Source organism: Streptomyces sp. NPDC048643 (genome assembly GCF_040650615.1).
In the GTDB taxonomy this organism is placed as follows: Bacteria; Actinomycetota; Actinomycetes; order Streptomycetales; family Streptomycetaceae; genus Streptomyces.
Genome location: NZ_JBEZHO010000021.1, coordinates 48,156 through 67,795 on the forward strand (window position 1 = coordinate 48,156; position 19,640 = coordinate 67,795).

Below are 19,640 nucleotides of genomic sequence, written 5' to 3' on the forward strand. Positions count from 1 at the left end.
CGGGCCACCCTTACGCCCTGGCCCCTCCGGCCACCGGGTCCTCCCCCGTGCTCGGGGGCACCGGCCGTCAGCCATAGCACCGGAGTCACTCCGGTCGTCCGGGATTCGCCGGTTCGGTCAGCGTGCTGGGTGAAGTCGGCGGGGCCGGGCGGGGATACCGGTCACGTTCGGTCACCGGACGGTCCAGTGGCGACAGTTCCGTACAAGGAGTCACCGACGCCGCACTCGCAGGTTTAGCGTCCTCCCCCAGGTGACCGGCGTCCCACCAAACCGCCCGGGCCAGGGGCGGCCGGCCGGACACCACCGCCGAGAAGGTCCGGCGGCGGCACGCTCCCCCTGTGTGAGCCGCCGCCGGACATGTCACCGCTTGACCGGCCCGACAGGGACGGTCGTACGGAAGGATGTGGGCCCTCGTGGCAGCGCACCGCAGGACCAGGCAGCGCTCTATCGGTGGAAACACGGCCCGCACAGCAGTCACCATCGCCCTCGCGGGCGCGGCGACGGCGACCGCCTTCGACGGGGTCGGCCACGCCGAGCCCCAGCTCTCGCCGGCCCAGGTGAAGGCCAAGGTCGACACGCTGTACAAGGAGGCGGAGGTCGCCACCGAGAAGTACAACGGCGCCGAGGAGAAGGCCGAGACGGCGGAGAAGCACCTGCGGACGCTGCGCGACGAGGCGGCCCGCAAGGAGGACCGGCTCAACTCGGCCCGGGAGAAGCTCGGTTCGATGGCGGCGGCGCAGTACCGCAGTGGCGGCATCGACCCCGCCGTGCAGCTGGCGCTGTCCGACGACCCCGACCGGTACCTGGACGGCGCCGCGTTCGCCGAACGGGTCGGCACCCGGCAGTCGGCGGCCGTCGCCGGGGTACGCAAACAGCTGCGGGAGATCGAGCAGCTGCGGGGCGCCGCCCATGTCGAACTGACCTCGCTCAAGGCGCGGCAGGCCGAGCTGAAGCGCCAGAAGAAGACGATCACCGGGAAGCTGGAGGCGGCCCGCGGCCTGCTGGCCCGGCTCAGCCCCGCCGAGCGCACGCAGTACGCGGAGCAGGGCAGCGCGGCGGGCGGACAGCAGCGCGCCTCTCGCTCCTCGGCCCGCGAACTCGCCCCGCCGACCGCCACCAAGACGGGCACGTCCGGCTCGTCCGGTACGACCGCGGCACCCACCTCACGTGCGGCGGAGGCCGTCTCCTTCGCCTACTCGAAGCTGGGCAGCCCCTACGTGTGGGGCGCCACCGGCCCCAACGCCTTCGACTGCTCCGGCCTCACCCAGGCCGCGTACCGCTCCGCCGGAGTGTCCCTGCCCCGGACGACGTACGCCCAGATCAACGCGGGCCAACGGATCTCCCGCTCCGAACTCCAGCCCGGTGACCTCGTGTTCTTCTACTCGGGCATCAGTCACGTCGGCATCTACGTGGGCGACGGCCAGATGATCCACGCCCCGAACCCGTCGGCGCCGGTCCGCCTGGCCCCGATCGACCAGATGCCGTTCGCGGGGGCCACCCGGGTGGTGTGACCGGCGGCCCCACCGCTCATCGAGAGAAGAGCAATCCCGGTTCGTCGCAGCCCACTCGATCTCTGCGGGTCGCGATGGCGGCGCGGATACGCGAGACGTGACGGCGGACGTCGGGGAGGGAGTCCGCTGTCACGGAGGGCGTCGCGGATGGACCGGCCTCGCCTCCGCGTGATGCGGCGCAGGCCCCGCAGAGACCCCCAGGGAGGGCCTGCGGGCGTCCGGGGACACCGCACTCCGTGCACTCCAGGATCGTGCGGCGGGGGCCGCGAGCGAGGCTGGGCTCGGGATCGGGTGCAGCGGCCGGTTCGGGGGGCAGCTTGTCGCGGAGCCGCCGGGCCAGCAGTGCACGGGGGGCGTGCACGACGTCGGGGAGGCCGTTGGTCAGCGCGCTCGTGAAGCTGTCCTCGGTCGCCCCGCGCTCGAACCACGCGGCGGCCGGCTCGGCGAGGTACGCACAGTCGGCGGCGGAAAGCGTCAACCTGCCGTCGATCCGGCCGAGTCGGGCGAGGGCGCGGTAGGCGACGGAGCGGACCGGGGCCGGGGCGGGCGGACCCGTGGTGCCACCCGGAGCCGCAGCGGCCGCGTGGGGAGACGCCACGGCGACGGACGCGACCGGGACATCGAGGCCGTTCGCTCCGATCGCCTCGGCCGCGCCCGACGCGTCGTCACCCGTGAGGTACCGCGCCCACCATTCGTCGTCACGTGCGACCCGGGACCAGTGCGTGCGGAAGACCCAGCGGGTGCCGGTGTCGCCGGTCTCGGCGAGCCGCCGGACGCGGCGGAGGTGCCCGGCGCGGGAAAGGGCGTTGAGTGCCGACCCCACGGCCTGCTGGCCGTACAACGGCAGCACCTTGGCGAGGCTCTTGACGTCCATCGCGGCGCCTTCGGGCAGCCGGTCGACGAACGCGGCGACGTACGCCTCGCGGGGCGGGAGATGCCCGAAGTCGGGGGTCCGGCGCGCCTGGCCGGGCTCGCCCGGGGCAGCCCGTTTCCCGTAGCCGGGGTTGGCCATGGGGTGTGCGGGCGCGGGCAGGGCGGAGATAGAGTTTTCGTAAGCCACGGGATCGCCTATTTCCGATCTTGCGGTGAGACCCCGGCGGGTGTTGGTAGCACCCGACCGGGGTTGTTTGTTGTCGCGAACGCTAGAGGGTGACGACGTGGCGTTGCAAGCCGGTCACGAAAAGTCATCTCGGCTGTGTGTGGCGGACGTTGGGACACCCGGCGGGCGCCGCTCGCGACACGGGAGGGTGGGAGGGTGGGGTCAATCCACCGCCCATTCCTTGCAAACGCCGCTCGGGTCCCGGAGCTTGGGTCTCGGGGCTCAGGCCTCGTGCCGGGCGTACGCGACGAACGCGGTCCAGGCCGCCCCGGCGACCGCGAACCGGGGACTCCACTCCCCGAGCTTCGAGTCCCGGACGTGCACGGTGTGGGGGCAGGGGGCGAATTCGAGGCAGGCGCCACCCTGCTCGTCGCTGTAGCTCGACTTGCGCCAGTCGAGGGCGACTTCGAGGCAGTTGCTGCCCTGGCTGTCGCTGTAACTGGACTTGAACCACTTCAGGCGATCGCTCACAGCCCCTCCGCCACCTTTCCGATGAACGCGGCCGAATCCCCAATGCTGAGGGCGTGCATGCGGATCATGCCATGCGCCTGCGTCAGCGCACTGACCTTGTCCGGGTCGGCGTACAGCGCACTGGTCTCTTGCCCCTCGGCGAAGGCGTAGTAGTCGTGGTCGGCCGTCTCCAGCAGAACGATGGGGCCGTTCAGCGCCACCCCATACCCGCGCCCTGCGAGCAGGACCTGGATCGACACGTTCCGCAGTGCGGCCACCTCGGAGATGTGGCGCAACTGTCGCCGCATGACCTCCGGGCCGCCTACCCCGGTGCGGAGCGCGGCCTCGTAGATGACGAAGGTGAAGACCACGCTCTTCCTGCGGGTGAGCGATTCCTGCCGTTCCAGTCGGGCGGCGACACGCTCCTCGACGGTCTCGTCGTCCAGCGGCGGCAGGCTCTCCCCGATCAACGCTCGCGCGTACTCCCCCGTCTGCAACAGGCCAGGGATCAGAAGAGGTTCGTAGGAGTGGACGGCGATCGCTTCCTTCTCGACCGCCACGAATTCCTGAGCCCGCGCCGGGAAGCGCTCCGGCCTCAAGTACTCCTGCGCAGCCACCAGCTTTCCGCCCGCCCCGCACACCTGGTCCGCGATCTGCAAGAGCCGCAGGGTCGGACGGCGGCGGCCGTTCTCCATGGACTTGACGTACTCGTAGTCGTAACCCGCCTCCTTGGCCAGTGCCTCGCGGCCCACGCCCGCCTCGGTGCGCCAGAGCTTGATCTGGCTGCCGCAGTAACGCCAGGCGATCGGCGGCTGGTTGCTCACCTCGGTCGACACCCACACCTCCGCCGGGTCTACGACGGGTACAGCCACCCTCTATACCCGTGCCGTCACTCCTGAGGTTACGCGCGGCGCGGGACCGTGATCCCGGCAAACGTCGAAGCTTCCACGCAAGGGATGAACCGCGCATGCAGAGCCCGAGCCGGCCCCCACGGACGTCCGACTCCTCCCCCAAGGACATCGAGTGGCGCCTGCCGCGCCACGCGCGGAGTGTCGGCAGGGCCCGCACCCTGTTCCGGGAACAGGCGGAGTCCTGGGGTCTGCCCGAGGACGTCACGGAAACGGCCGAACTCCTGCTCAGCGAGCTGGCGACGAACGCGTACCGGCACGCGAAGGCCGCTCCCGGCCGGGAGATCCGGGCACGCTGCGCCCTCACCGAGGACCGTCTCCGGGTCACGGTGACGGACGCCGGTGACACGCTTCCGGCGCCGCGCGAGGCGTCACCGGAGGACGAGTCGGGGCGGGGACTCGGGTTGGTGGCGGCGCTGGCGGACGAATGGGGAGCGGAGCGACGGGAGAAGGGCGTCGGCAAGGAGGTCTGGTTCGAGATCCGGTTACGGCCCGGGGCGGAACCCCGGACCGACGACGCGGCCGACTGCCTCACACCAGCCGTCGAGGCCGCCTCACACCAGCCGTCGAGCCGTGGCCCAGCGGGTCAGTTCGTGGCGGTTGGAGAGCTGGAGCTTGCGCAGGACCGCCGAGACGTGGGACTCGACCGTCTTGACGGAGATGAAGAGCTGCTTGGCGATCTCCTTGTACGCGTACCCCCGGGCGATGAGGCGCAGGACCTCGCGCTCGCGCTGGGTGAGACGGTCCATGTCCTCGTCGACGGGCGGGGCGTCGGTGGAGGCGAACGCGTCGAGGACGAAGCCGGCGAGGCGCGGGGAGAAGACCGCGTCGCCGTCCTGGACGCGGAAGACGGAGTCGACGAGGTCCGTGCCGGTGATCGTCTTGGTCACGTAGCCCCGGGCGCCGCCGCGGATCACGCCGATGACGTCCTCCGCCGCGTCCGACACGGACAGCGCGAGGAAGCGGACCGGCTGCGCGGCGTCGGCCATCAACGGGGCGCAGCGGCGCAGCACTTCGACGCCGCCGCCCCCGGGAAGGTGGACGTCCAGGAGGACGACCTCGGGGCGGGTGGCGGTGATGACCGTGACCGCCTGGTCGACGTCCGCGGCCTCGCCGACCACCTCGACGCCGGTCCGCTCGGTCTCCCCGATCTCGGCCTGCACACCCGTACGGAACATGCGGTGGTCGTCGACGAGGACCACGCGCACCCGGCGTCCGTCCTCGGTGCCGCCGGACTCAACAGGCTCGTTCGCGTCACTCATGACGTCTTCTCCGCCCTCTCCATCTCCAGCTCGACCTCGGTGCCGCCGTCCGGCACCGCGCGCAGTCGCGCCGTGCCGCCGTTGCGCTCCATGCGGCCGATGATCGATTCTCTGACGCCCATGCGGTCGGCGGGAATCGCGTCGAGGTCGAAACCGGGGCCGCGGTCACGGACGGACACGAAGACCGTCCTTCCCTCGACTTCGGCGTAGACCTGTACGGCGCCGCCGTCGCCACCGTACTTGGCCGCGTTCACCATCGCTTCCCGCGCGGCCTGCATCTGTGCGGTCAGGCCCTCGTCGAGCGGGCAGTCGCCGACGACGACGACCTCGATGGGGACGCCGTGCTTGTCCTCGACCTCCGCGGCGTTGCGCCGGACGGCCTCGGCGAGGGTGTCGGGCTCGTCGTCCTCGTCCTTGCCCGTCCCCTCCGGTTTGTAGAGCCAGGCCCGCAGGTCGCGCTCCTGGGCCCGGGCGAGGCGGCGCACCTCACCGGGGCTCTCCGCGTTGCGCTGGATCAGGGTCAGGGTGTGCAGCACCGAGTCGTGGACGTGGGCGGCGACTTCGGCCCGCTCCTGCGCGCGGATGCGCATCAGGCGCTCCTCGGAAAGGTCCTGGGTCATGCGCACGAGGTAGGGGCCGGCGAGGAGCGCGACGCCGACCAGGACCGCGAGAGCCGCCTGGAGCACCGAGCCGAGGTGCGCGGCCGAACCCTGGAGGACGAATATCCCGGAGACGCCGGCGGTGACCAGCAGGACACCGGCCGCGGACCGCAGCAGCGTGAGCGTGCGGCGACGGCGGCCGACCTCGGCCCAGCGGGCCCGGCGCGCGTTGTCCGCCTGGCGCCAGACCAGGGCGACACCGGCGCCGACGAGGACGGTGGGCCACAGGTACGCCTTGGTGCCCCCGCCGAGATTCACGTTCCCGACGAAGACGAAGGCGACGACGACCATGAGGAGCAGGGCGACGATCTGGCCCTTGTCGGGCTTGCGGGCCACGAGCCTGCGGCGGCCGTCCGGCGAGGTCTCGGCGGTGAACGCCGGGGTGCGGCCCGCGCCGACACCGCCGACGCCGAGCGGCACGAAGAACCAGAAGGCCGCGTACAGCAGCGCGCCGAGTCCGTCCGCCATGAACAGGCCGACGAACATCAGGCGCAGCCAGATCACGGGCAGCCCGAGGTGCCCGGCGAGCCCGCGCGCCACGCCTCCGAGCCAGCGTCCGTCGCTGCTGCGGTAGAGCTTGCGCGAGGGCCGCGGGTCGTCGACGGGCAGGGTTGCGGCTTCCGGCATGGCATCGATGGTCACACGCCCGGCGAGCCCGGGCATCAGGGTCGGCCCCGGATACTCCCCTGATCTTCCGGATGGCCGGGCGGATCCTCCGGATCCGGCGCTCGGAAGGCCCCCGCCCCTCCTCGGATGCCCTCGGATGCCCTCGGATGCCCTCGGGGCCGGATATCAGGGTTCTGCCAGGGTCGTCCCGACTGCCGCCGGGCCCTCCCGCCCGTCACCATGGACGCATGACAGATCAGCAGCACGCGGCGGCGGAGCCGGGTCCCGGCTCCGGGCCAGGTGACGAGCCGCGCGCTCCCGGGGAGGGCCGCACGGCGGGACGGGGCGGTGCGACCGCGGTCTCCGAGGTCCCGGCCCGGTTCCGCCGCGACCGCCGCCAGAAGATGATCGGCGGGGTCTGCGCCGGGCTCGGCCGCCAGTGCGACATGGATCCGGTGATCTTCCGGATCGTGCTCGCGGTGCTCTCCGCGACCGGCGGCATCGGCCTCATCTTCTACGGGTTCGCCTGGCTCTTCGTCCCGTACGACGACGACGAGGAGAACGAGGTCCGCAAGCTCCTCACCGGCCGCGTCGACGGTCAGGCACTGGCCGCCGTACTGTTCGCGCTGGTCGGCTGCGGTGTCTTCCTCTCGATGCTCAACAACGGCAGCGTGCTGACGTTCGCCGTGGTCCTCTCGCTGCTGCTGGCGGGCGCCGGTTACTGGTCGCGGCACCGGGACGCCCCGGACCCCGACCCGCTCGCCGCCCAGGCGGCCGCCGACGCCCCGCCGGAGGCACAGGCTCCGCCGGTGCCGGCGTCGTACCCGTCCTGGTGGCGGGACCCGATCGTCAAGGACGGCTCGCATGTCGGGGGTACCGGCTATCTGTGGGGACCCGGGGAGACCCAGGACCGGGACGTGGCGGCCGCGCTCAACATCGCCCGCGGCACCTCACGGACCGACCCGCCCCGGGGTCGCGAGCCGAGACAGCGCGGCTCGCGCTGGATCGGCGGCTGGGTCTTCCTCCTCGCCCTGCTGGCCGGCGGCCTCGGCACCGGGCTGACCTGGGACGACCAGGCACTCGGCACCAGCCTCCAGGCGGGCCTGGCCGCCGCGCTCGTCGTGTTCGGCCTGGGCATCGCCCTGAGCGCCTTCCTCGGGCGTACGGGCGCGGGGTCGATCTTCCTGGCCGTGGTGACGGCGGGCCTGCTGGCCGCCTCCGCCGCCCTGCCGAAGGACATCACCACACACTGGGTGCGCACCGACTGGATCCCGGTGTCGGCGGCCGACGTCCGGCCCGACTACGACCTCGGCACGGGCGTCGGCACGCTCGACCTGAGCCACGTCGACCTCGCCAAGGGACAGACGGTGAAGACGAACGCGCAGGTGGGCGCGGGCCGGCTGAAGGTGATCGTCCCGAGGGACGCGACGGTACGGCTCACCATCGAGGTGGGCGTCGGGGACATCCAGCTGCCGGGCGACAAGGAGAAGGACGTGGACGTGGAACCGGGCAAGCACAAGCAGCTGACCCTGCCTCCGGCGACGGTCGTCAAGGACGGCGGCACCCTCGACCTCGATCTCCAGGTCGGCGTGGGCCAGGCGGAGGTGGCTCGTGCCGCGTCATGAGTTCCAGCCCGGAAAACTGGTCGCGGGCCTCGCCCTGACCGGCGCGGGCATCGCGTTCGCCGGGGACGCGGGCGGCTGGTGGGTCACGCCGTGGTTCGTGATGATCCCCGTCGTCGTCGGCGGGCTGTGCCTGGCGAGCGCGGTGGCCTCCGTGACCCACGCGGTACGCGGACGCCGCGCGGACGGGCGCCCGCGCGGCGTGGGTTCTTCCTCTTGATCCGGTGCTGGTCGCAGCCCCGGATCAGGCGCTAGTTGTAGGTCCCGGCGCGTTGCCTGCGCCGGGACCGTAGCGCCGCGTCGAGCGAGAAGACGGAAGCACCCGCCAGGACGAGGGGGAGCCACGCCATCAGGTAGATCAGGTCATTGCCGTAGTAGTACGGGTCCGAGGCCCAGCTCACCGTCAGCCACAGGCTGAGCGAGATGAGGGCGCCGCCCAGCGCGGCGATGCGGGCCAGCAGGCCGATGAGGGTGCCGATGCCGACGGCCAGTTCACCGAACGCGATGGCGTACCCGAAGCCGACGGGGCTCTTGAGGGACAGGTCCACGAGGGCCGGTATCGCGGAGGAGTCGCGGACCGTGCGCATCATGTCGCCGATCGAGCCCGAGCCGGAGGACTTCAGGAAGGTGCTGTCGGTGAGTTTGTCGAGGCCGGCGTAGATGAAGGTGACGCCGAGGAAGATGCGTAGCGGGAGCAGGGCGTAGCGGCTTGCGGTGTCCCGCCAGCTTCGCCTCTCCTCGAGATACGGGTCGTGCGTGTCCGACCGCATACCGTGAGTCATCGCTCTCCGCCGCCTCTCACCGTGTTCTGTTGACCCCTCAACAGACCATACGTACGAACACGCTTCCGCGCTCAACACCGGCGCCCTTTTCCTGCCCTGACCTCCAGGGCACCCGGGCCCCACCCCACAAACCGTCTCTCGCCCCCTCCGCCCCTACCCAACCCGTACCTGGGGCGCCGCCCCAGACCCCGCTCCTCAAACGCCGGAGGGGCTGAAAGTTCCCACCGGGGCCAGATCGTTGACGACGAACAAATAGGTCGGCCGTCCGCGGACGGCATCCGGCGGAAGGGGCCGTGCCCGTACATCAGATGCCCGTCGCTTACGTCCGGATCGAGCAGCTCCCGCTTCTCGACCCACGTCTGATCCAACGGCGACGGGCGGATGTACCGGCACGGCCCCGACCCCCCACCGGAGCCCAGCCGGATCGGCGGACCGCGACCCGGTCCGCTCCGCCTACTCCGTCACATCGATGCCGTACCGATTCGTCTCCACGCCCGCCGCCGTCACCACCTGGACCTCGACCCGGCCCGCCTCGACATCCACCGGCACCGGCACGGTCAGTACCGCGTCCGTCGGGTTGCTGAAGCCTCCGGGCACCGGGATCAGCGGGACGTGGACGTGTACCGGCCCGATCCGCACCACCATCCGCGACAGCCGGGCAGCGCCCTGTGCGCCCGGTGGTACGAACCCGGCCCCCCGGATCTCGATGTCGTCCCCGGTGCGGATCGGCGCGTCCAGGTCGCCCGCCTCGCGGGCGCGGACCACGGAGAGGATCACCGGCCGGCCGCCCTCGGCGTACTTCCCGGCGAGATAGGTGGCCGCCGACACCAGCACCAGCCCGGCGAGCCCCCACGGAAGGTCCGGCAACTGCGACGGCCGCCGCGCCAACCGCACCACCTCGAAGACGAGAGCGACCGCGCTGATCACGACGTACTGGATGTCGGCGAAGCTGCCGCGCCCGGAGTCGTCGGTCAGCAGGTCGGCCGCGCGCGGCCGGTCCGCGCGCACCTTCTGCAGCTGCTGCCCCAGCACCCGCAGCGCCACCACCCTGCGCACGAGCACGGCGACCCCGCACGCCACGCCGACGACGGTCACGATCCCGGCGCCCCGGGCGAGTTCGAGCCCGGCGATGAGTTCGTCACGCCGGCCGTGCGCGGAGGCGGCGGCCAGTTGGCCCACCAGCACGAGCACGGCGTAGACGGCGAGCAGGACCCAACCGGCGGCCACCGCACGGGAGGTGGAGAGACGGTTGTCCTCACCGATGACGGGCGCGAGGGCTCCGCCCCGCGCCCGGTGCAGCCACGCCGCCCCGGTCAGCAGTCCGGCGAGGACGACCGCGGCGAGCAGCCCGGCGGTCCGCGCCGCCGTCCAGCCGGCGCCGATCGCGGTGAGCGCCTGGGCCAGGAGGAGGGCGACGGTGGTGCCCCAGACGGTGTACGCGGTGTAGCGCCACAGCCGTCCCAGCCAGGCCTCGCCGTCGAGGCGCCCGCGTTCGGCGACGAGGTCCGCGGACTGGGTGAGTTCGTCGGACACCCACTGCCGGGACGCGGAGGCGGAGTGCGCGACACCGGCGGGCAGCCCCCGTCCGGATGCCAACGCGTCGCGCTTGGCGAGGAATTCGGCGACCGCGCGCCGGTGCCCCGTACGCGCCCCGTGCGGACAGTCCCCGCACGTGCAGCCACCCTCGTGCACGCGCGCTCCCCCGCCCCGTGTCCCGTCCTGTCCGCCGCCCGGTCCGCCACCCCGGCCCGCGCCCGGCCCGCCGCCCTGCCCGGTGCCCGATCCGGCACCCGACCCGGCACCGTGCCCCGCACCGTGTCTCGCCTCCTGCACCGCCACGTCCACTGCCGCCTTCCCGCGCCAGAACTCTCGTACAGCCGACCCACAACTGCCCCTTGTCGACTGCGAATTGTGCCGTACGGAGCACAGGGCGCATTCGTCAGGTCGGGTCAGCGCGGGTGAAGTGCGGGACTGCGTGTTGACCCGGCTGCGAGAATTTCCCCATGGCCGAGATCATCCAGCGTGACGGGACCTGGGCCTTCGACGGCAGCACGGTCCGGATCACGCCGGGACTGCACCGCAGTGTCCCGCTGTTCCGGCAGACGTACGGGGAGGTCGCCGTCCCGCTGGAGGCGGTGGCGGGTGTCGCGCACGAGCCCGAACGCAAGCGCGGCCGGCTGAGACTGCGGCTGCGCGAGGGCGCCGATCCGCTGCTCCAGGCGACCGGAGGCCGGCTCCCGGACGCGGCGGACCCCTACCGGCTGGCGGTCGACGTGGACCGTTCCGGGGTCGCCGCGTACGTCGCCGAGGAGATCCGCCGCGCGCTGCTCCTGGACCAGATCCCCAAGGAGCCGGCGACGGCCTATCTGCTCACGGGCCCGCCCGTCCCGGTGTCGGTCCGGTCCAGCGACGGGACGGTGTCCTTCGACGGGGGGCAGGTGCGGATCGACTGGTCGGAGACCTCGGACCGGGTCAAGCGGGCGACGGGGCCCCGGATCATCGCGACGGGCGACCTGGTGCAGGTCGAGTGGTTGCCCAACTCCGGTTTCGAGGACGGTTTCCTCCGCTTCGTGACGCGGGACGCGGTGTTCTCGAAGCTGCCGCCGGAGAAGGACCCGTACGCCCTCCACCTGTGGGGCAGCACCCGTCGCGACCTGCTCACGGCCCTGGTCGCGACGGCGGTCACGGCACGGCTGCCGCATCCCTCCAAGCGCGTCGGAGACGTCACGGACGCCCCCCTGGCGGCAGCCGTCGCGCCGCCGCGCTCCGACCACCACGACGTACTGCTGCGCCGTCTGCGGGAGTTGGGCGACCTGCACCGCGACGGCGTCCTGACGGACGAGGAGTTCGCCCTGACCAAGGCAGCGGTCCTGCGCGGCTTCTAGGGCCCGGCGCGCAGCCCTAGCTCAGCAGATCCGGTTCGCTGCGGCTGATGTCCTGCCACAGGGGCTGGTAGTTGATCCAGGCGACGAGGTCGCCGCCGAGTTGTTCGCGGGTGGCGACGGCCTGCTTGTGGTCGATGAGGAGGGGGCGGCCGGCGGCCTTCGCGGTGAGCTGGACCTGACTGGAGCGCTCCATGGACAGGAACCACCAGGCCGCGGCGTCCACCGAGTCCCCGACGGTCAGCAGCCCGTGGTTGCGCAGCACGAGCGCCTTGCGGCTGCCCAGCGCGTTCGCGATCCTGCGGCCTTCCTCTGCGTCGACGGCGACGCCGGTGTACGCGTCGTAGAGGGCGTGATCCTCGTAGAAGGCGCAGCTCTCCTGGGTGATCGGGTCGAGCAGGTCGCCAAGGGAGGCGAGGGCGCGGCCGTGCACGGAGTGGCAGTGGGCGACGGCGACGACGTCGGGGCGGGCCGCGTGGACCTGGGAGTGCACGGTGAACGCGGCCTGGTTGACGTGATACCGGCCCTGGACGACCTGGCCGTCCTGGTTGGCCATCACCAGGTCGCTCACGGTGACGTGCTTGAACGGCATGCCGAAGGGATTGACCCAGAAGCAGTCGCTGTACTCCGGGTCGCGTGCCGTGATGTGCCCGGAGACACCGTCCTCGAAGCCGAGCCGCCCGAACAGGCGCAGCGCGCCGGTCAGCCGCTCCTTGCGGTGCTGCCGTTCGTCGTCGAGTGACTCGTGCATCGGCGGCATGGCGAACCGCAGCTGGTCGGTGGGGCGGGGCAGGGGCGGGGTGGGCCCGTGCATAGGTCCTCCAGCACTGGCGTGTTCGGTACGGAGCGGAAGTTACCCGGGGTCAGCGCAGGAGAACAGGGGTGTCCGGGCAGAGATGGTGTTCCTGGGGAGAAAAAACGGAACGGGGCCGGGAAGAGGACGGCACAAGGCCAGGACTCGTCGGAAATACGACAGGAGGTGTCGGGTATGGGCGTCAGACTCGGGACCATGAACTGGGCAGCCCTCTCCACAGCCGAACCCGACCTCGCCGCCACGGTCGAGCACCGCTTCGGCGCCTTCACCCATCACACCCTCGCGACCCTCCGCCGGGACGGCTCGCCCCGTACCTCCGGCATCGAGGTGCGCTTCGTCGGCGGCGAGCTGTGGCTCGGCATGATGCCGGACTCGCTGAAGGCCCTCGACCTGCTCCGCGACCCGCGCTTCGCGCTTCAGGCGAACCCGGGGGCCGGCACGGACATGGGCGGTGGGGACGTCCGCGTGAGCGGCCGGGCCGTCGAGGTCGGCGACGACGACCCCGCGAAGGCCGGGTACGTGAAAGAGGTGGAACCGCCGGAGCCGTTCCACCTCTTCCGCACCGAGCTGACGGAGGTCACGCGGACCTGCGTCGAGGACGAGAAGTATCTGGTCGTCCAGGTCTGGAAGCCCGGCGCGCCGGTGCGCACGCTCAAGCGGACCTAGGGCTTTCTAAGCCCCTCGCGGGAGGACTACTCCCACTCGATGGTGCCCGGCGGCTTGCTCGTCACGTCGAGGACGACGCGGTTGACGTCCGCGACCTCGTTCGTGATGCGTGTCGAGATCTTCGCCAGGACGTCGTACGGCAGACGGGACCAGTCGGCCGTCATGGCGTCCTCGCTGGACACCGGACGGAGCACGATCGGGTGGCCGTACGTCCGGCCGTCGCCCTGGACACCCACGCTGCGCACGTCGGCGAGCAGGACGACCGGGCACTGCCAGATGTCCCGGTCGAGACCGGCGGCGGTCAGCTCCTCGCGGGCGATGGCGTCGGCGGCGCGAAGCAGGTCCAGCCGCTCCCTGGTGACCTCGCCGACGATACGGATGCCGAGACCGGGGCCGGGGAACGGCTGGCGCTGGACGATCTCGTCCGGCAGGCCGAGCTCCTGTCCGACCATCCGGACCTCGTCCTTGAACAGCTGGCGCAGCGGCTCGACGAGCTGGAACTCCAGGTCCTCGGGCAGGCCGCCCACGTTGTGATGGGACTTGATGTTGGCCGTGCCGGTGCCGCCGCCGGACTCGACCACGTCCGGGTAGAGCGTGCCCTGCACGAGGAACGCGACGTCCTCGCCCTCGGCGGCCTCGGCGATGATCTCCGCCTGGGCCTGCTCGAAGACGCGGATGAACTCGCGCCCGATGATCTTCCGCTTCTCCTCGGGGTCCGAGACGCCCTTGAGCGCCGTGAGGAAGCGCTCCTCCGCGTCCACGACCTTGAGCTGGACGCCGGTCGCGGCGACGAAGTCCTTCTCGACCTGCTCGGTCTCGCCCTGGCGCATCAGACCGTGGTCCACGTACACACAGGTGAGCTGGGAGCCGATGGCCTTCTGGACGAGGGCCGCGGCGACCGCGGAGTCCACACCGCCGGACAGACCGCAGATGGCGCGCTTGGTGCCGACCTGCTCGCGGATGAGGGCGACCTGCTCGTCGATGACGTTGCCGGTGGTCCAGGTCGGGGTGATGCCCGCGCCGCGGTACAGGAAGTGCTCCAGCACCTGCTGGCCGTGCGTGGAGTGCATGACCTCGGGGTGGTACTGGACGCCGTAGAGCTTCTTCTCGTCGTTCTCGAAGGCGGCGACCGGGACGACGTCCGTGGACGCCGTGACGGTGAAGCCCTCGGGAGCGGCGGAGCAGGCGTCGCCGTGCGACATCCACACCGGCTGCTCGTCCGGGGTGCCCTCGAAGAGGGTGGACCCCGACTTCGAGACGTGCAGCGGCGTACGGCCGTACTCGCGGGCGCCGGTGTTGTCGACGGTGCCGCCGAGGGTCGTCGCCATCAGCTGGAAGCCGTAGCACATGCCGAAGACGGGGACGCCCGCCTCGAAGAGCGCGCGGTCCAGGCGCGGGGCGCCCTCCGCGTACACCGACGAGGGACCGCCGGAGAGGATGATCGCGGCCGGGTTCTTGGCGAGCATCTCCTCGACCGGCATGGTGCTCGGCACGATCTCGCTGTAGACCCGGGCCTCACGGACGCGACGGGCGATGAGCTGGGCGTACTGCGCACCGAAGTCGACGACCAGGACGGTGTCGGGGGCGGCGGGGGACGCTTCTGGCACGGTCTGCCTTCCGGCGGTGAGCAAAGGGTGTGTAGGGGCGATTCTACCGGGGGCCGCGACGGGGGTGGCGCCGCCCGGTTTCCCGGCCCGGGTCTCACGATCCGAACCGGCTTGGCCGCGGCCCGCGAGCCCGTGCATACTGCCGTCATGCTCACGCACACGACGTTCCTGTTTACCTATGGCAACCGGCCCACCGGCTGCCATGGTCGTGCTGCTTGAGCAACTGACAAGCGACTTCCCAGGCGCCCCGGGCCGACAAGGCCCGGGGCGTCTGCCGTTTCCGGGCCCGACGGCTCCGGGGCACCCCTTCCACCGAGGAGCCCCGCCATGACCGACGTACTCGACAAGACCGGCGCCCGCACCGACGAGGCCGCCGACGTGATCACCGGCGCCCGTGAGCGGATCGACGCGCTCGACGACCGGATCATCGGTCTCGTCCAGGAACGGATGGCCGTCTCGGCGGTGATCCAGGAGGCCCGGATGACCTCGGGCGGCCGTCGGGTGAACCTCTCCCGCGAGATGGAGATCCTCGGCCACTACCGCGAGGCGCTCGGCAAGCCGGGCACCTCGCTGGCCATGACGCTCCTCGAACTGTGCCGCGGCCGGGTCTGACGCCTCGCGGCGGCAGGGCGTCGGACCGCCGGCGTCCAGGGCGGACGGCCCCTTACCCGGCGCACGCACGTACGCATTCCTCTCACCCGTACGGCGCGTGACCGGGGCGCCGCGGGCTTCGTTTCTCCTGGTGTCCGTGCCAGCCAGGGGCGGGCCCGAAAGAACCACGCGTGGCTCCGCTGGAGCGATGAGACGTACGGATCGTGCCGTGCGTCGTGGGACCTCGCTCCAGGTGGTGTGACCGGACGGCAGGGGACAGCAGCCCGGTCACTCATGAACGGTCGGCTCCGGGGACGCCCGGGGCCGCCCGGCGGAATCTGTTCAGGGATGCCGGACGGTTGCGGAGGCCGTCGCGACATCCGCACGAGCGAGAACAGCGCACAACTGAATCCGTGCCGCGGCCCCCTCGCCGCGAGCACCCCGTGACCAGCGGCGCACCCCCCCCCGGCGCCGCCTCCAGGCACCGGCGCTGCCCTGACGCCGGTGCTGACGGAAGAAGGGCCCCGCGGACACCGTTCCGCGGGGCCCTTCGCCGTGCCCGGACGCGGACGCGGTCAGGTGCGCGACACGGTGCCGCAGCCGCCGGTGGTGGCACTCCCGATGTCACGGCTGCGGTCGTACGGGTCGGTGGTCGGGCCGGTCGGTGCCGCTCCGGGGGAGCCGGTCGAGTCGAACTGCGGGTGCAGGAAGCCGTCGTAGACGTCGCAGGCCGAGTTGCCGATGTCCTCGCTGAACTCGACGATCCGCACCTTTCCGGGGGTGACCTGGAACTTCCGCGGGTCGGAGAACGCGACGTCGACGACGCGGCGCACGATGGTACGGGCGACCTCGGTGGAGTTCCCGTCGGCCGGGGTCACCGGGTAGACGAAGGTGTAGTCGGCGTGGACGACCACGGCCGCGTTCTTCCCCGCCTTGAACGTGATCCGGCCACGCGTCTTGACGACCTTCCCGACCGGGCGGGCCTCGTCGGGGTCGAACCGGCTGAAGAGCACCAGCGGATCGTGCTCACGGTCCGGCGCGCGCAGCCACCGGTTCACGTCACGGATCATGCCGGGCACCTTGGGATCGAGGACGGCGACCGCCGCGGCGGGACGCTCCCCGCGCAGCGTCGCCGGGTCGAGGTTCGCGCCGACGAGCAGCTTTTTCGTGTTGTCCAGCGCGGTGGCGACCTGCTCCTCGGTGAGCGAGCCGACCGGGGTGGCCTTGGGCAGGACGATGCCGGCCGCGCCGTCGGCCCAGCGCTCGGCGGGCGATCCGGCGAACGGCCGGTCCAGGGTGGGCGTTGCGGAGTCACCGGCGGACGGCGGCGCGGTGGGTGCCGCGGTCTCGACGGGCAGCGGGGCGGCGTTCACGGGGTCGGCGGCCTCGGCGGAGGTGCCGAAGGGGTCACCCGGCAGGAGGGACGGCTTCATCGCGACGACCACGACGGCGACGGCGAGCGGGATGCCGAGAACCGCCCACAGCCGGCGGCGCCGGGCGGCGCGTCCGTCCATCTCGCGCCAGGCGGGACCGGTCCGCCAGCCCTCGGGCTGCACGGGTCGCGGCGGGCTCCTGCGGAAGATCCGGCGGGAGGCGCGCTCGGATTCCCGGGCGTCCTCCTGACGCAGCCGCTCCGTCACCAGGCGCGCCCGCGCGGACGGTTCCTTCGGCGCGGAGCTTCGGATGTCGCGCTCGCTGTCGCGCGCGAAACGCTCCCACACATCGTCAGGAACCGCTGGTGGCCCGGCTTCTTCGGGCTGCTTCTCAGACACGAGGGTCAGTTCTAAGCCGTTCGAATGCCTGTACACAAGGCACACACGGATGTGACTCAGCCCACATAAGAATTCTGTGAAGTACCGGACAACCCTTCTCGGCCTTCGCCGGTCACACCTGCTGAACCAACGGCCGCACCCGCGCCCCACAGCGGAGGCCTCGTCCGCACCACCCACCCGTGCGCCTCGCGTCGACGCGCACCGGACTCCCGAGGTCTTCATGAAGATTCGCCGTGCCCTGGCCACCGCGGCCGCGGCGGCTGTCATAGCCCCGCTGGCGCTGCTGTCGGTCGCCCCGGCCGCCTTCGCGGAGGACGACGCCACCCCGAGCGCGAGCGTGTCCGAATCCGCGTCGGAGTCGGCCTCCGCGCTGCCGACCATCGCTCTCGCCGGCGGTATCGCCGTCGTCGCCGGCGCCGGTGCGCTGGTCGTCGTCCGCCGCCGCAAGTCCGGTGACGCGACCGCGTAACACGAACGGACAGCACACACGCGGGCCTCGGCCCCGTACACGAGGAAGGACCTGCGCTCGGAGGGGGGCGCAGGTCCTTCTTCGCGTGGTTCTTCTTCGCGTCGGGGCTAGGCCTTCGGCGGCACCGCCGGCATGCCCAGGAACGGGAGGCGCAGCGCGCCGAACGCGTCCGCCGGGACCGCGGGCCGGGAGGGCTCGACGGCCTTGAGGCGTTCGTACGCGGCTCCCGGCGCCGGACGCGGATCGGCCTCGCCCTTGTTGGGCCAGAACGACATCGCCCGCTCGGCCTGCGCCGTGATGGTCAGGGACGGGTTGACACCGAGGTTCGCGGAGACGGCCGAGCCGTCGACCACGGAGATCCCCGGGTGGCCGTAGAGCCGGTGGTACGGGTCGATGACCCCGTCCTCCGCGCCCGCGCCTATCGGACAACCACCGAGGAAGTGCGCGGTGAGCGGCGTGCCCATCAGCTCGCCGACGTTGCTGCCCGCGAAACCGTTGATCTCCTCGGCGAGGGTGGTGGCCGCCTGCGACGCCGCCTTGATCTGCTTGGGGTTGGGGGCACCGTGTCCCTGACGTGCCGTCAACAGGCCCTTGCCCGCTCCCTTGGGCTTCAGGTACGTCGTCAGGGAGTTGTCGAGCGACTGCATGACGAGCCCGATGATGGTGCGCTCGGACCAGCGCCGGTTGGACAGTGACCGGAGCACCAGGAGCGGGTGCCGGGCCGCGTTGGCGAACCAGCCCGCGACCCTCGACGAGCCCTCCGCGTAGGGGACTTGGAGGATGGACAGGCCGCCCATCGCGTTGGAACCCCTGCCGTAGCGGACGGGTTCGATGTGCGTGTTCTCGTCCGGGTGGATCGAGGACGTGATCGCGACACCCTGGGTGAAGTCGGCCTTGGCCGTTCCGTGCAGTTTGCGGTACCTGCGGTCGTCGGTCTGCGCGCCCACCAGCGCCTCGGAGTTGGTGCGGGTCAGCTCGCCGAGCCGCTTCGACAGGTACGGGAGCTGGCCGCCCGCCTTCATCCGGTGCAGCAGCGTCTGGGTGCCGTACGTGCCGGCCGCGAGGACGACCCGGCGCGCGGTGAGCGTCCGCCCCTCCCCCTTGCGCCGCTCGTCCGTCGGAAGCGTCTGCACGGCGTACCCGCCCCGCGAGTCGTCCGTGACGGACACGACCGTCGTCATGGGGTGGACGACGGCGCCCGCCTTCTCCGCGAGGTAGAGATAGTTCTCGTTGAGGGTGTTCTTCGCGCCGTGGCGGCAGCCGGTCATGCACTCGCCGCACTCGGTGCACGCCTTGCGCGAGGGGCCCGCGCCGCCGAAGTACGGGTCGGCGACCTCCTGGCCCGCCGTCGCCTTCGCCGCTCCGTCCGCGTCCTGTCCGTCGCCGAAGAACACGCCGACCGGCGCCAGGTGGAAGCTGTCCCCGACGCCCATCCGCTCGGCGGCCGCCTTGAGGTGGACGTCCGACGGGGTCATCGTCGGGTTGAGCCGCACGCCCAGCATGCGCCGGGCCTGGTCGTAGTACGGCTTCAACTCCTCCTCCCAGTCGGTGATGTCCTTCCACTGCGGGTCCTCGAAGAACGGCTTCGGCGGTACGTAGAGGGTGTTGGCGTAGTTCAGGGAACCGCCGCCCACCCCGGCGCCCGCGAGGACCATCACGTTGCCCAGCAGATGGATGCGCTGGATGCCGTACATGCCGAGGCGCGGGGCCCAGAGGTAGTTCTTGACGTCCCAGGAGTTCTTGGGGAGCGCCTCGCGGGTGAAACGCCGGCCCGCTTCGAGGACACCGACGCGGTATCCCTTCTCCGTCAGCCGCAGGGCGGTGACGGAGCCGCCGAAGCCGGAGCCGACGACGAGGACGTCGTAGTCGTACGTTCCCTCACCGGTGTCCGCTGCCGCGTCCGGCTGGTCCTGGACAGAGCTCTCCTGTGACACGTGCTG

Annotated in this window: 18 protein-coding genes and 1 pseudogene; 8 read left to right on the forward strand and 11 right to left on the reverse strand. The window is 71.7% G+C overall.

Going from position 1 to position 19,640, the window contains the following annotated elements; translation table 11 throughout:
- The first annotated feature begins 413 nt into the window (after nucleotides 1-413).
- Nucleotides 414-1,511 (forward strand): NlpC/P60 family protein, encoded by a 1,098-nt coding sequence (locus AB0C62_RS21685; RefSeq protein ID WP_362975430.1) that lies wholly within the window; start codon nucleotides 414-416, stop codon nucleotides 1,509-1,511.
- Between the two features lie 16 nt (nucleotides 1,512-1,527).
- Here AB0C62_RS21685 and AB0C62_RS21690 read toward each other — a convergent pair whose 3' ends face one another.
- From AB0C62_RS21690 to AB0C62_RS21700, 3 genes are all read right to left on the reverse strand, one after another.
- Nucleotides 1,528-2,571, reverse strand: a complete 1,044-nt coding sequence (locus tag AB0C62_RS21690) for a hypothetical protein (RefSeq protein ID WP_362975432.1) — start codon at nucleotides 2,569-2,571, stop codon at nucleotides 1,528-1,530.
- 261 nt (nucleotides 2,572-2,832) lie between these two features.
- Nucleotides 2,833-3,081 carry a DUF397 domain-containing protein gene (locus AB0C62_RS21695; protein WP_362975434.1) on the reverse strand — a complete coding sequence of 83 codons (249 nt, stop codon included), beginning with the start codon at nucleotides 3,079-3,081 and terminating at the stop codon, nucleotides 2,833-2,835.
- Complete coding sequence (locus AB0C62_RS21700) at nucleotides 3,078-3,896, reverse strand: helix-turn-helix transcriptional regulator (RefSeq protein WP_362975436.1); 819 nt, start codon at nucleotides 3,894-3,896, stop codon at nucleotides 3,078-3,080. Before AB0C62_RS21700 ends, AB0C62_RS21695 begins: the two co-directional genes overlap by 4 nt.
- A 131-nt stretch (nucleotides 3,897-4,027) precedes the next feature.
- On the opposite strand from AB0C62_RS21700, the pseudogene AB0C62_RS21705 reads away from it, so the two are divergent.
- Nucleotides 4,028-4,447: pseudogene (locus AB0C62_RS21705) on the forward strand (ATP-binding protein); the annotation flags it as partial.
- Nucleotides 4,448-4,522: 75 nt separating this feature from the next.
- Here AB0C62_RS21705 and AB0C62_RS21710 read toward each other — a convergent pair.
- Entirely contained in the window at nucleotides 4,523-5,230 is a 708-nt protein-coding gene (locus AB0C62_RS21710; RefSeq protein ID WP_362975438.1) for a response regulator transcription factor, read from the reverse strand.
- Nucleotides 5,227-6,516: a PspC domain-containing protein gene (locus AB0C62_RS21715; protein WP_362975440.1), complete on the reverse strand. Its 1,290-nt coding sequence runs from the start codon at nucleotides 6,514-6,516 to the stop codon at nucleotides 5,227-5,229. The genes AB0C62_RS21710 and AB0C62_RS21715 overlap by 4 nt, the downstream gene beginning before the upstream one ends.
- 227 nt (nucleotides 6,517-6,743) lie before the next feature.
- On the opposite strand from AB0C62_RS21715, the gene AB0C62_RS21720 reads away from it, so the two are divergent.
- Nucleotides 6,744-8,120, forward strand: coding sequence for a PspC domain-containing protein (locus tag AB0C62_RS21720; protein WP_362975442.1), 1,377 nt, complete (start codon nucleotides 6,744-6,746; stop codon nucleotides 8,118-8,120).
- Nucleotides 8,107-8,337: a hypothetical protein gene (locus AB0C62_RS21725; protein ID WP_362975444.1), complete on the forward strand. Its 231-nt coding sequence runs from the start codon at nucleotides 8,107-8,109 to the stop codon at nucleotides 8,335-8,337. The genes AB0C62_RS21720 and AB0C62_RS21725 overlap by 14 nt, the downstream gene beginning before the upstream one ends.
- A 31-nt stretch (nucleotides 8,338-8,368) precedes the next feature.
- On the opposite strand, the gene AB0C62_RS21730 is transcribed toward AB0C62_RS21725, so the two are convergent.
- Both AB0C62_RS21730 and AB0C62_RS21735 read right to left on the reverse strand, forming a co-directional pair.
- Nucleotides 8,369-8,899, reverse strand: coding sequence for a DoxX family protein (locus tag AB0C62_RS21730; RefSeq protein ID WP_266615898.1), 531 nt, complete (start codon nucleotides 8,897-8,899; stop codon nucleotides 8,369-8,371).
- A gap of 453 nt (nucleotides 8,900-9,352) precedes the next feature.
- Complete coding sequence (locus AB0C62_RS21735; protein ID WP_362975446.1) at nucleotides 9,353-10,591, reverse strand: hypothetical protein; 1,239 nt, start codon at nucleotides 10,589-10,591, stop codon at nucleotides 9,353-9,355.
- Between the two features lie 311 nt (nucleotides 10,592-10,902).
- On the opposite strand from AB0C62_RS21735, the gene AB0C62_RS21740 reads away from it, so the two are divergent.
- A complete protein-coding gene (locus AB0C62_RS21740) occupies nucleotides 10,903-11,784 on the forward strand; it encodes a DUF4429 domain-containing protein (RefSeq protein ID WP_362975448.1) in 882 nt (293 codons plus the stop codon).
- Between the two features lie 16 nt (nucleotides 11,785-11,800).
- On the opposite strand, the gene AB0C62_RS21745 is transcribed toward AB0C62_RS21740, so the two are convergent.
- The gene (locus AB0C62_RS21745; protein ID WP_362975450.1) at nucleotides 11,801-12,595 is read right to left on the reverse strand and encodes a class II aldolase/adducin family protein; all 795 of its coding nucleotides are present in this window, start codon (nucleotides 12,593-12,595) and stop codon (nucleotides 11,801-11,803) included.
- 195 nt (nucleotides 12,596-12,790) lie between these two features.
- Between AB0C62_RS21745 and AB0C62_RS21750 the strand changes: the two genes are divergently transcribed.
- Nucleotides 12,791-13,261, forward strand: coding sequence for a pyridoxamine 5'-phosphate oxidase family protein (locus AB0C62_RS21750; protein WP_362975452.1), 471 nt, complete (start codon nucleotides 12,791-12,793; stop codon nucleotides 13,259-13,261).
- A gap of 26 nt (nucleotides 13,262-13,287) precedes the next feature.
- Here the strand turns inward: AB0C62_RS21750 and guaA are convergent, their stop codons facing one another.
- Complete coding sequence (gene guaA / locus AB0C62_RS21755; RefSeq protein ID WP_362975454.1) at nucleotides 13,288-14,868, reverse strand: glutamine-hydrolyzing GMP synthase; 1,581 nt, start codon at nucleotides 14,866-14,868, stop codon at nucleotides 13,288-13,290.
- A gap of 327 nt (nucleotides 14,869-15,195) precedes the next feature.
- Between guaA and AB0C62_RS21760 the strand changes: the two genes are divergently transcribed.
- A complete protein-coding gene (locus tag AB0C62_RS21760) occupies nucleotides 15,196-15,480 on the forward strand; it encodes a chorismate mutase (protein ID WP_081218947.1) in 285 nt (94 codons plus the stop codon).
- A 554-nt stretch (nucleotides 15,481-16,034) separates the two neighbouring features.
- On the opposite strand, the gene AB0C62_RS21765 is transcribed toward AB0C62_RS21760, so the two are convergent.
- On the reverse strand, nucleotides 16,035-17,231 hold the full coding sequence (locus AB0C62_RS21765) for a hypothetical protein (protein ID WP_362975456.1): 1,197 nt from the start codon (nucleotides 17,229-17,231) through the stop codon (nucleotides 16,035-16,037).
- 220 nt (nucleotides 17,232-17,451) lie between these two features.
- On the opposite strand from AB0C62_RS21765, the gene AB0C62_RS21770 reads away from it, so the two are divergent.
- Entirely contained in the window at nucleotides 17,452-17,700 is a 249-nt protein-coding gene (locus tag AB0C62_RS21770) for a hypothetical protein (protein WP_362975458.1), read from the forward strand.
- A gap of 107 nt (nucleotides 17,701-17,807) precedes the next feature.
- Here the strand turns inward: AB0C62_RS21770 and AB0C62_RS21775 are convergent, their stop codons facing one another.
- Nucleotides 17,808-19,634, reverse strand: a complete 1,827-nt coding sequence (locus tag AB0C62_RS21775; RefSeq protein WP_362975460.1) for a GMC family oxidoreductase — start codon at nucleotides 19,632-19,634, stop codon at nucleotides 17,808-17,810.
- Nucleotides 19,635-19,640: the final 6 nt, after the last annotated feature.

Excerpts from the sequence above, each read along its gene's own strand:
- AB0C62_RS21715 (WP_362975440.1), bottom strand. The coding sequence starts at position 6,516 with ATGCCGGAAGCCGCAACCCTGCCCGTCGACGACCCGCGGCCCTCGCGC.
- AB0C62_RS21750 (WP_362975452.1), top strand. The coding sequence starts at position 12,791 with ATGAACTGGGCAGCCCTCTCCACAGCCGAACCCGACCTCGCCGCCACG.
- AB0C62_RS21710 (WP_362975438.1), bottom strand. The coding sequence starts at position 5,230 with ATGAGTGACGCGAACGAGCCTGTTGAGTCCGGCGGCACCGAGGACGGA.
- AB0C62_RS21740 (WP_362975448.1), top strand. The coding sequence starts at position 10,903 with ATGGCCGAGATCATCCAGCGTGACGGGACCTGGGCCTTCGACGGCAGC.
- AB0C62_RS21760 (WP_081218947.1), top strand. The coding sequence starts at position 15,196 with ATGACCGACGTACTCGACAAGACCGGCGCCCGCACCGACGAGGCCGCC.
- AB0C62_RS21720 (WP_362975442.1), top strand. The coding sequence starts at position 6,744 with ATGACAGATCAGCAGCACGCGGCGGCGGAGCCGGGTCCCGGCTCCGGG.
- AB0C62_RS21745 (WP_362975450.1), bottom strand. The coding sequence starts at position 12,595 with ATGCACGGGCCCACCCCGCCCCTGCCCCGCCCCACCGACCAGCTGCGG.
- AB0C62_RS21730 (WP_266615898.1), bottom strand. The coding sequence starts at position 8,899 with ATGACTCACGGTATGCGGTCGGACACGCACGACCCGTATCTCGAGGAG.
- AB0C62_RS21770 (WP_362975458.1), top strand. The coding sequence starts at position 17,452 with ATGAAGATTCGCCGTGCCCTGGCCACCGCGGCCGCGGCGGCTGTCATA.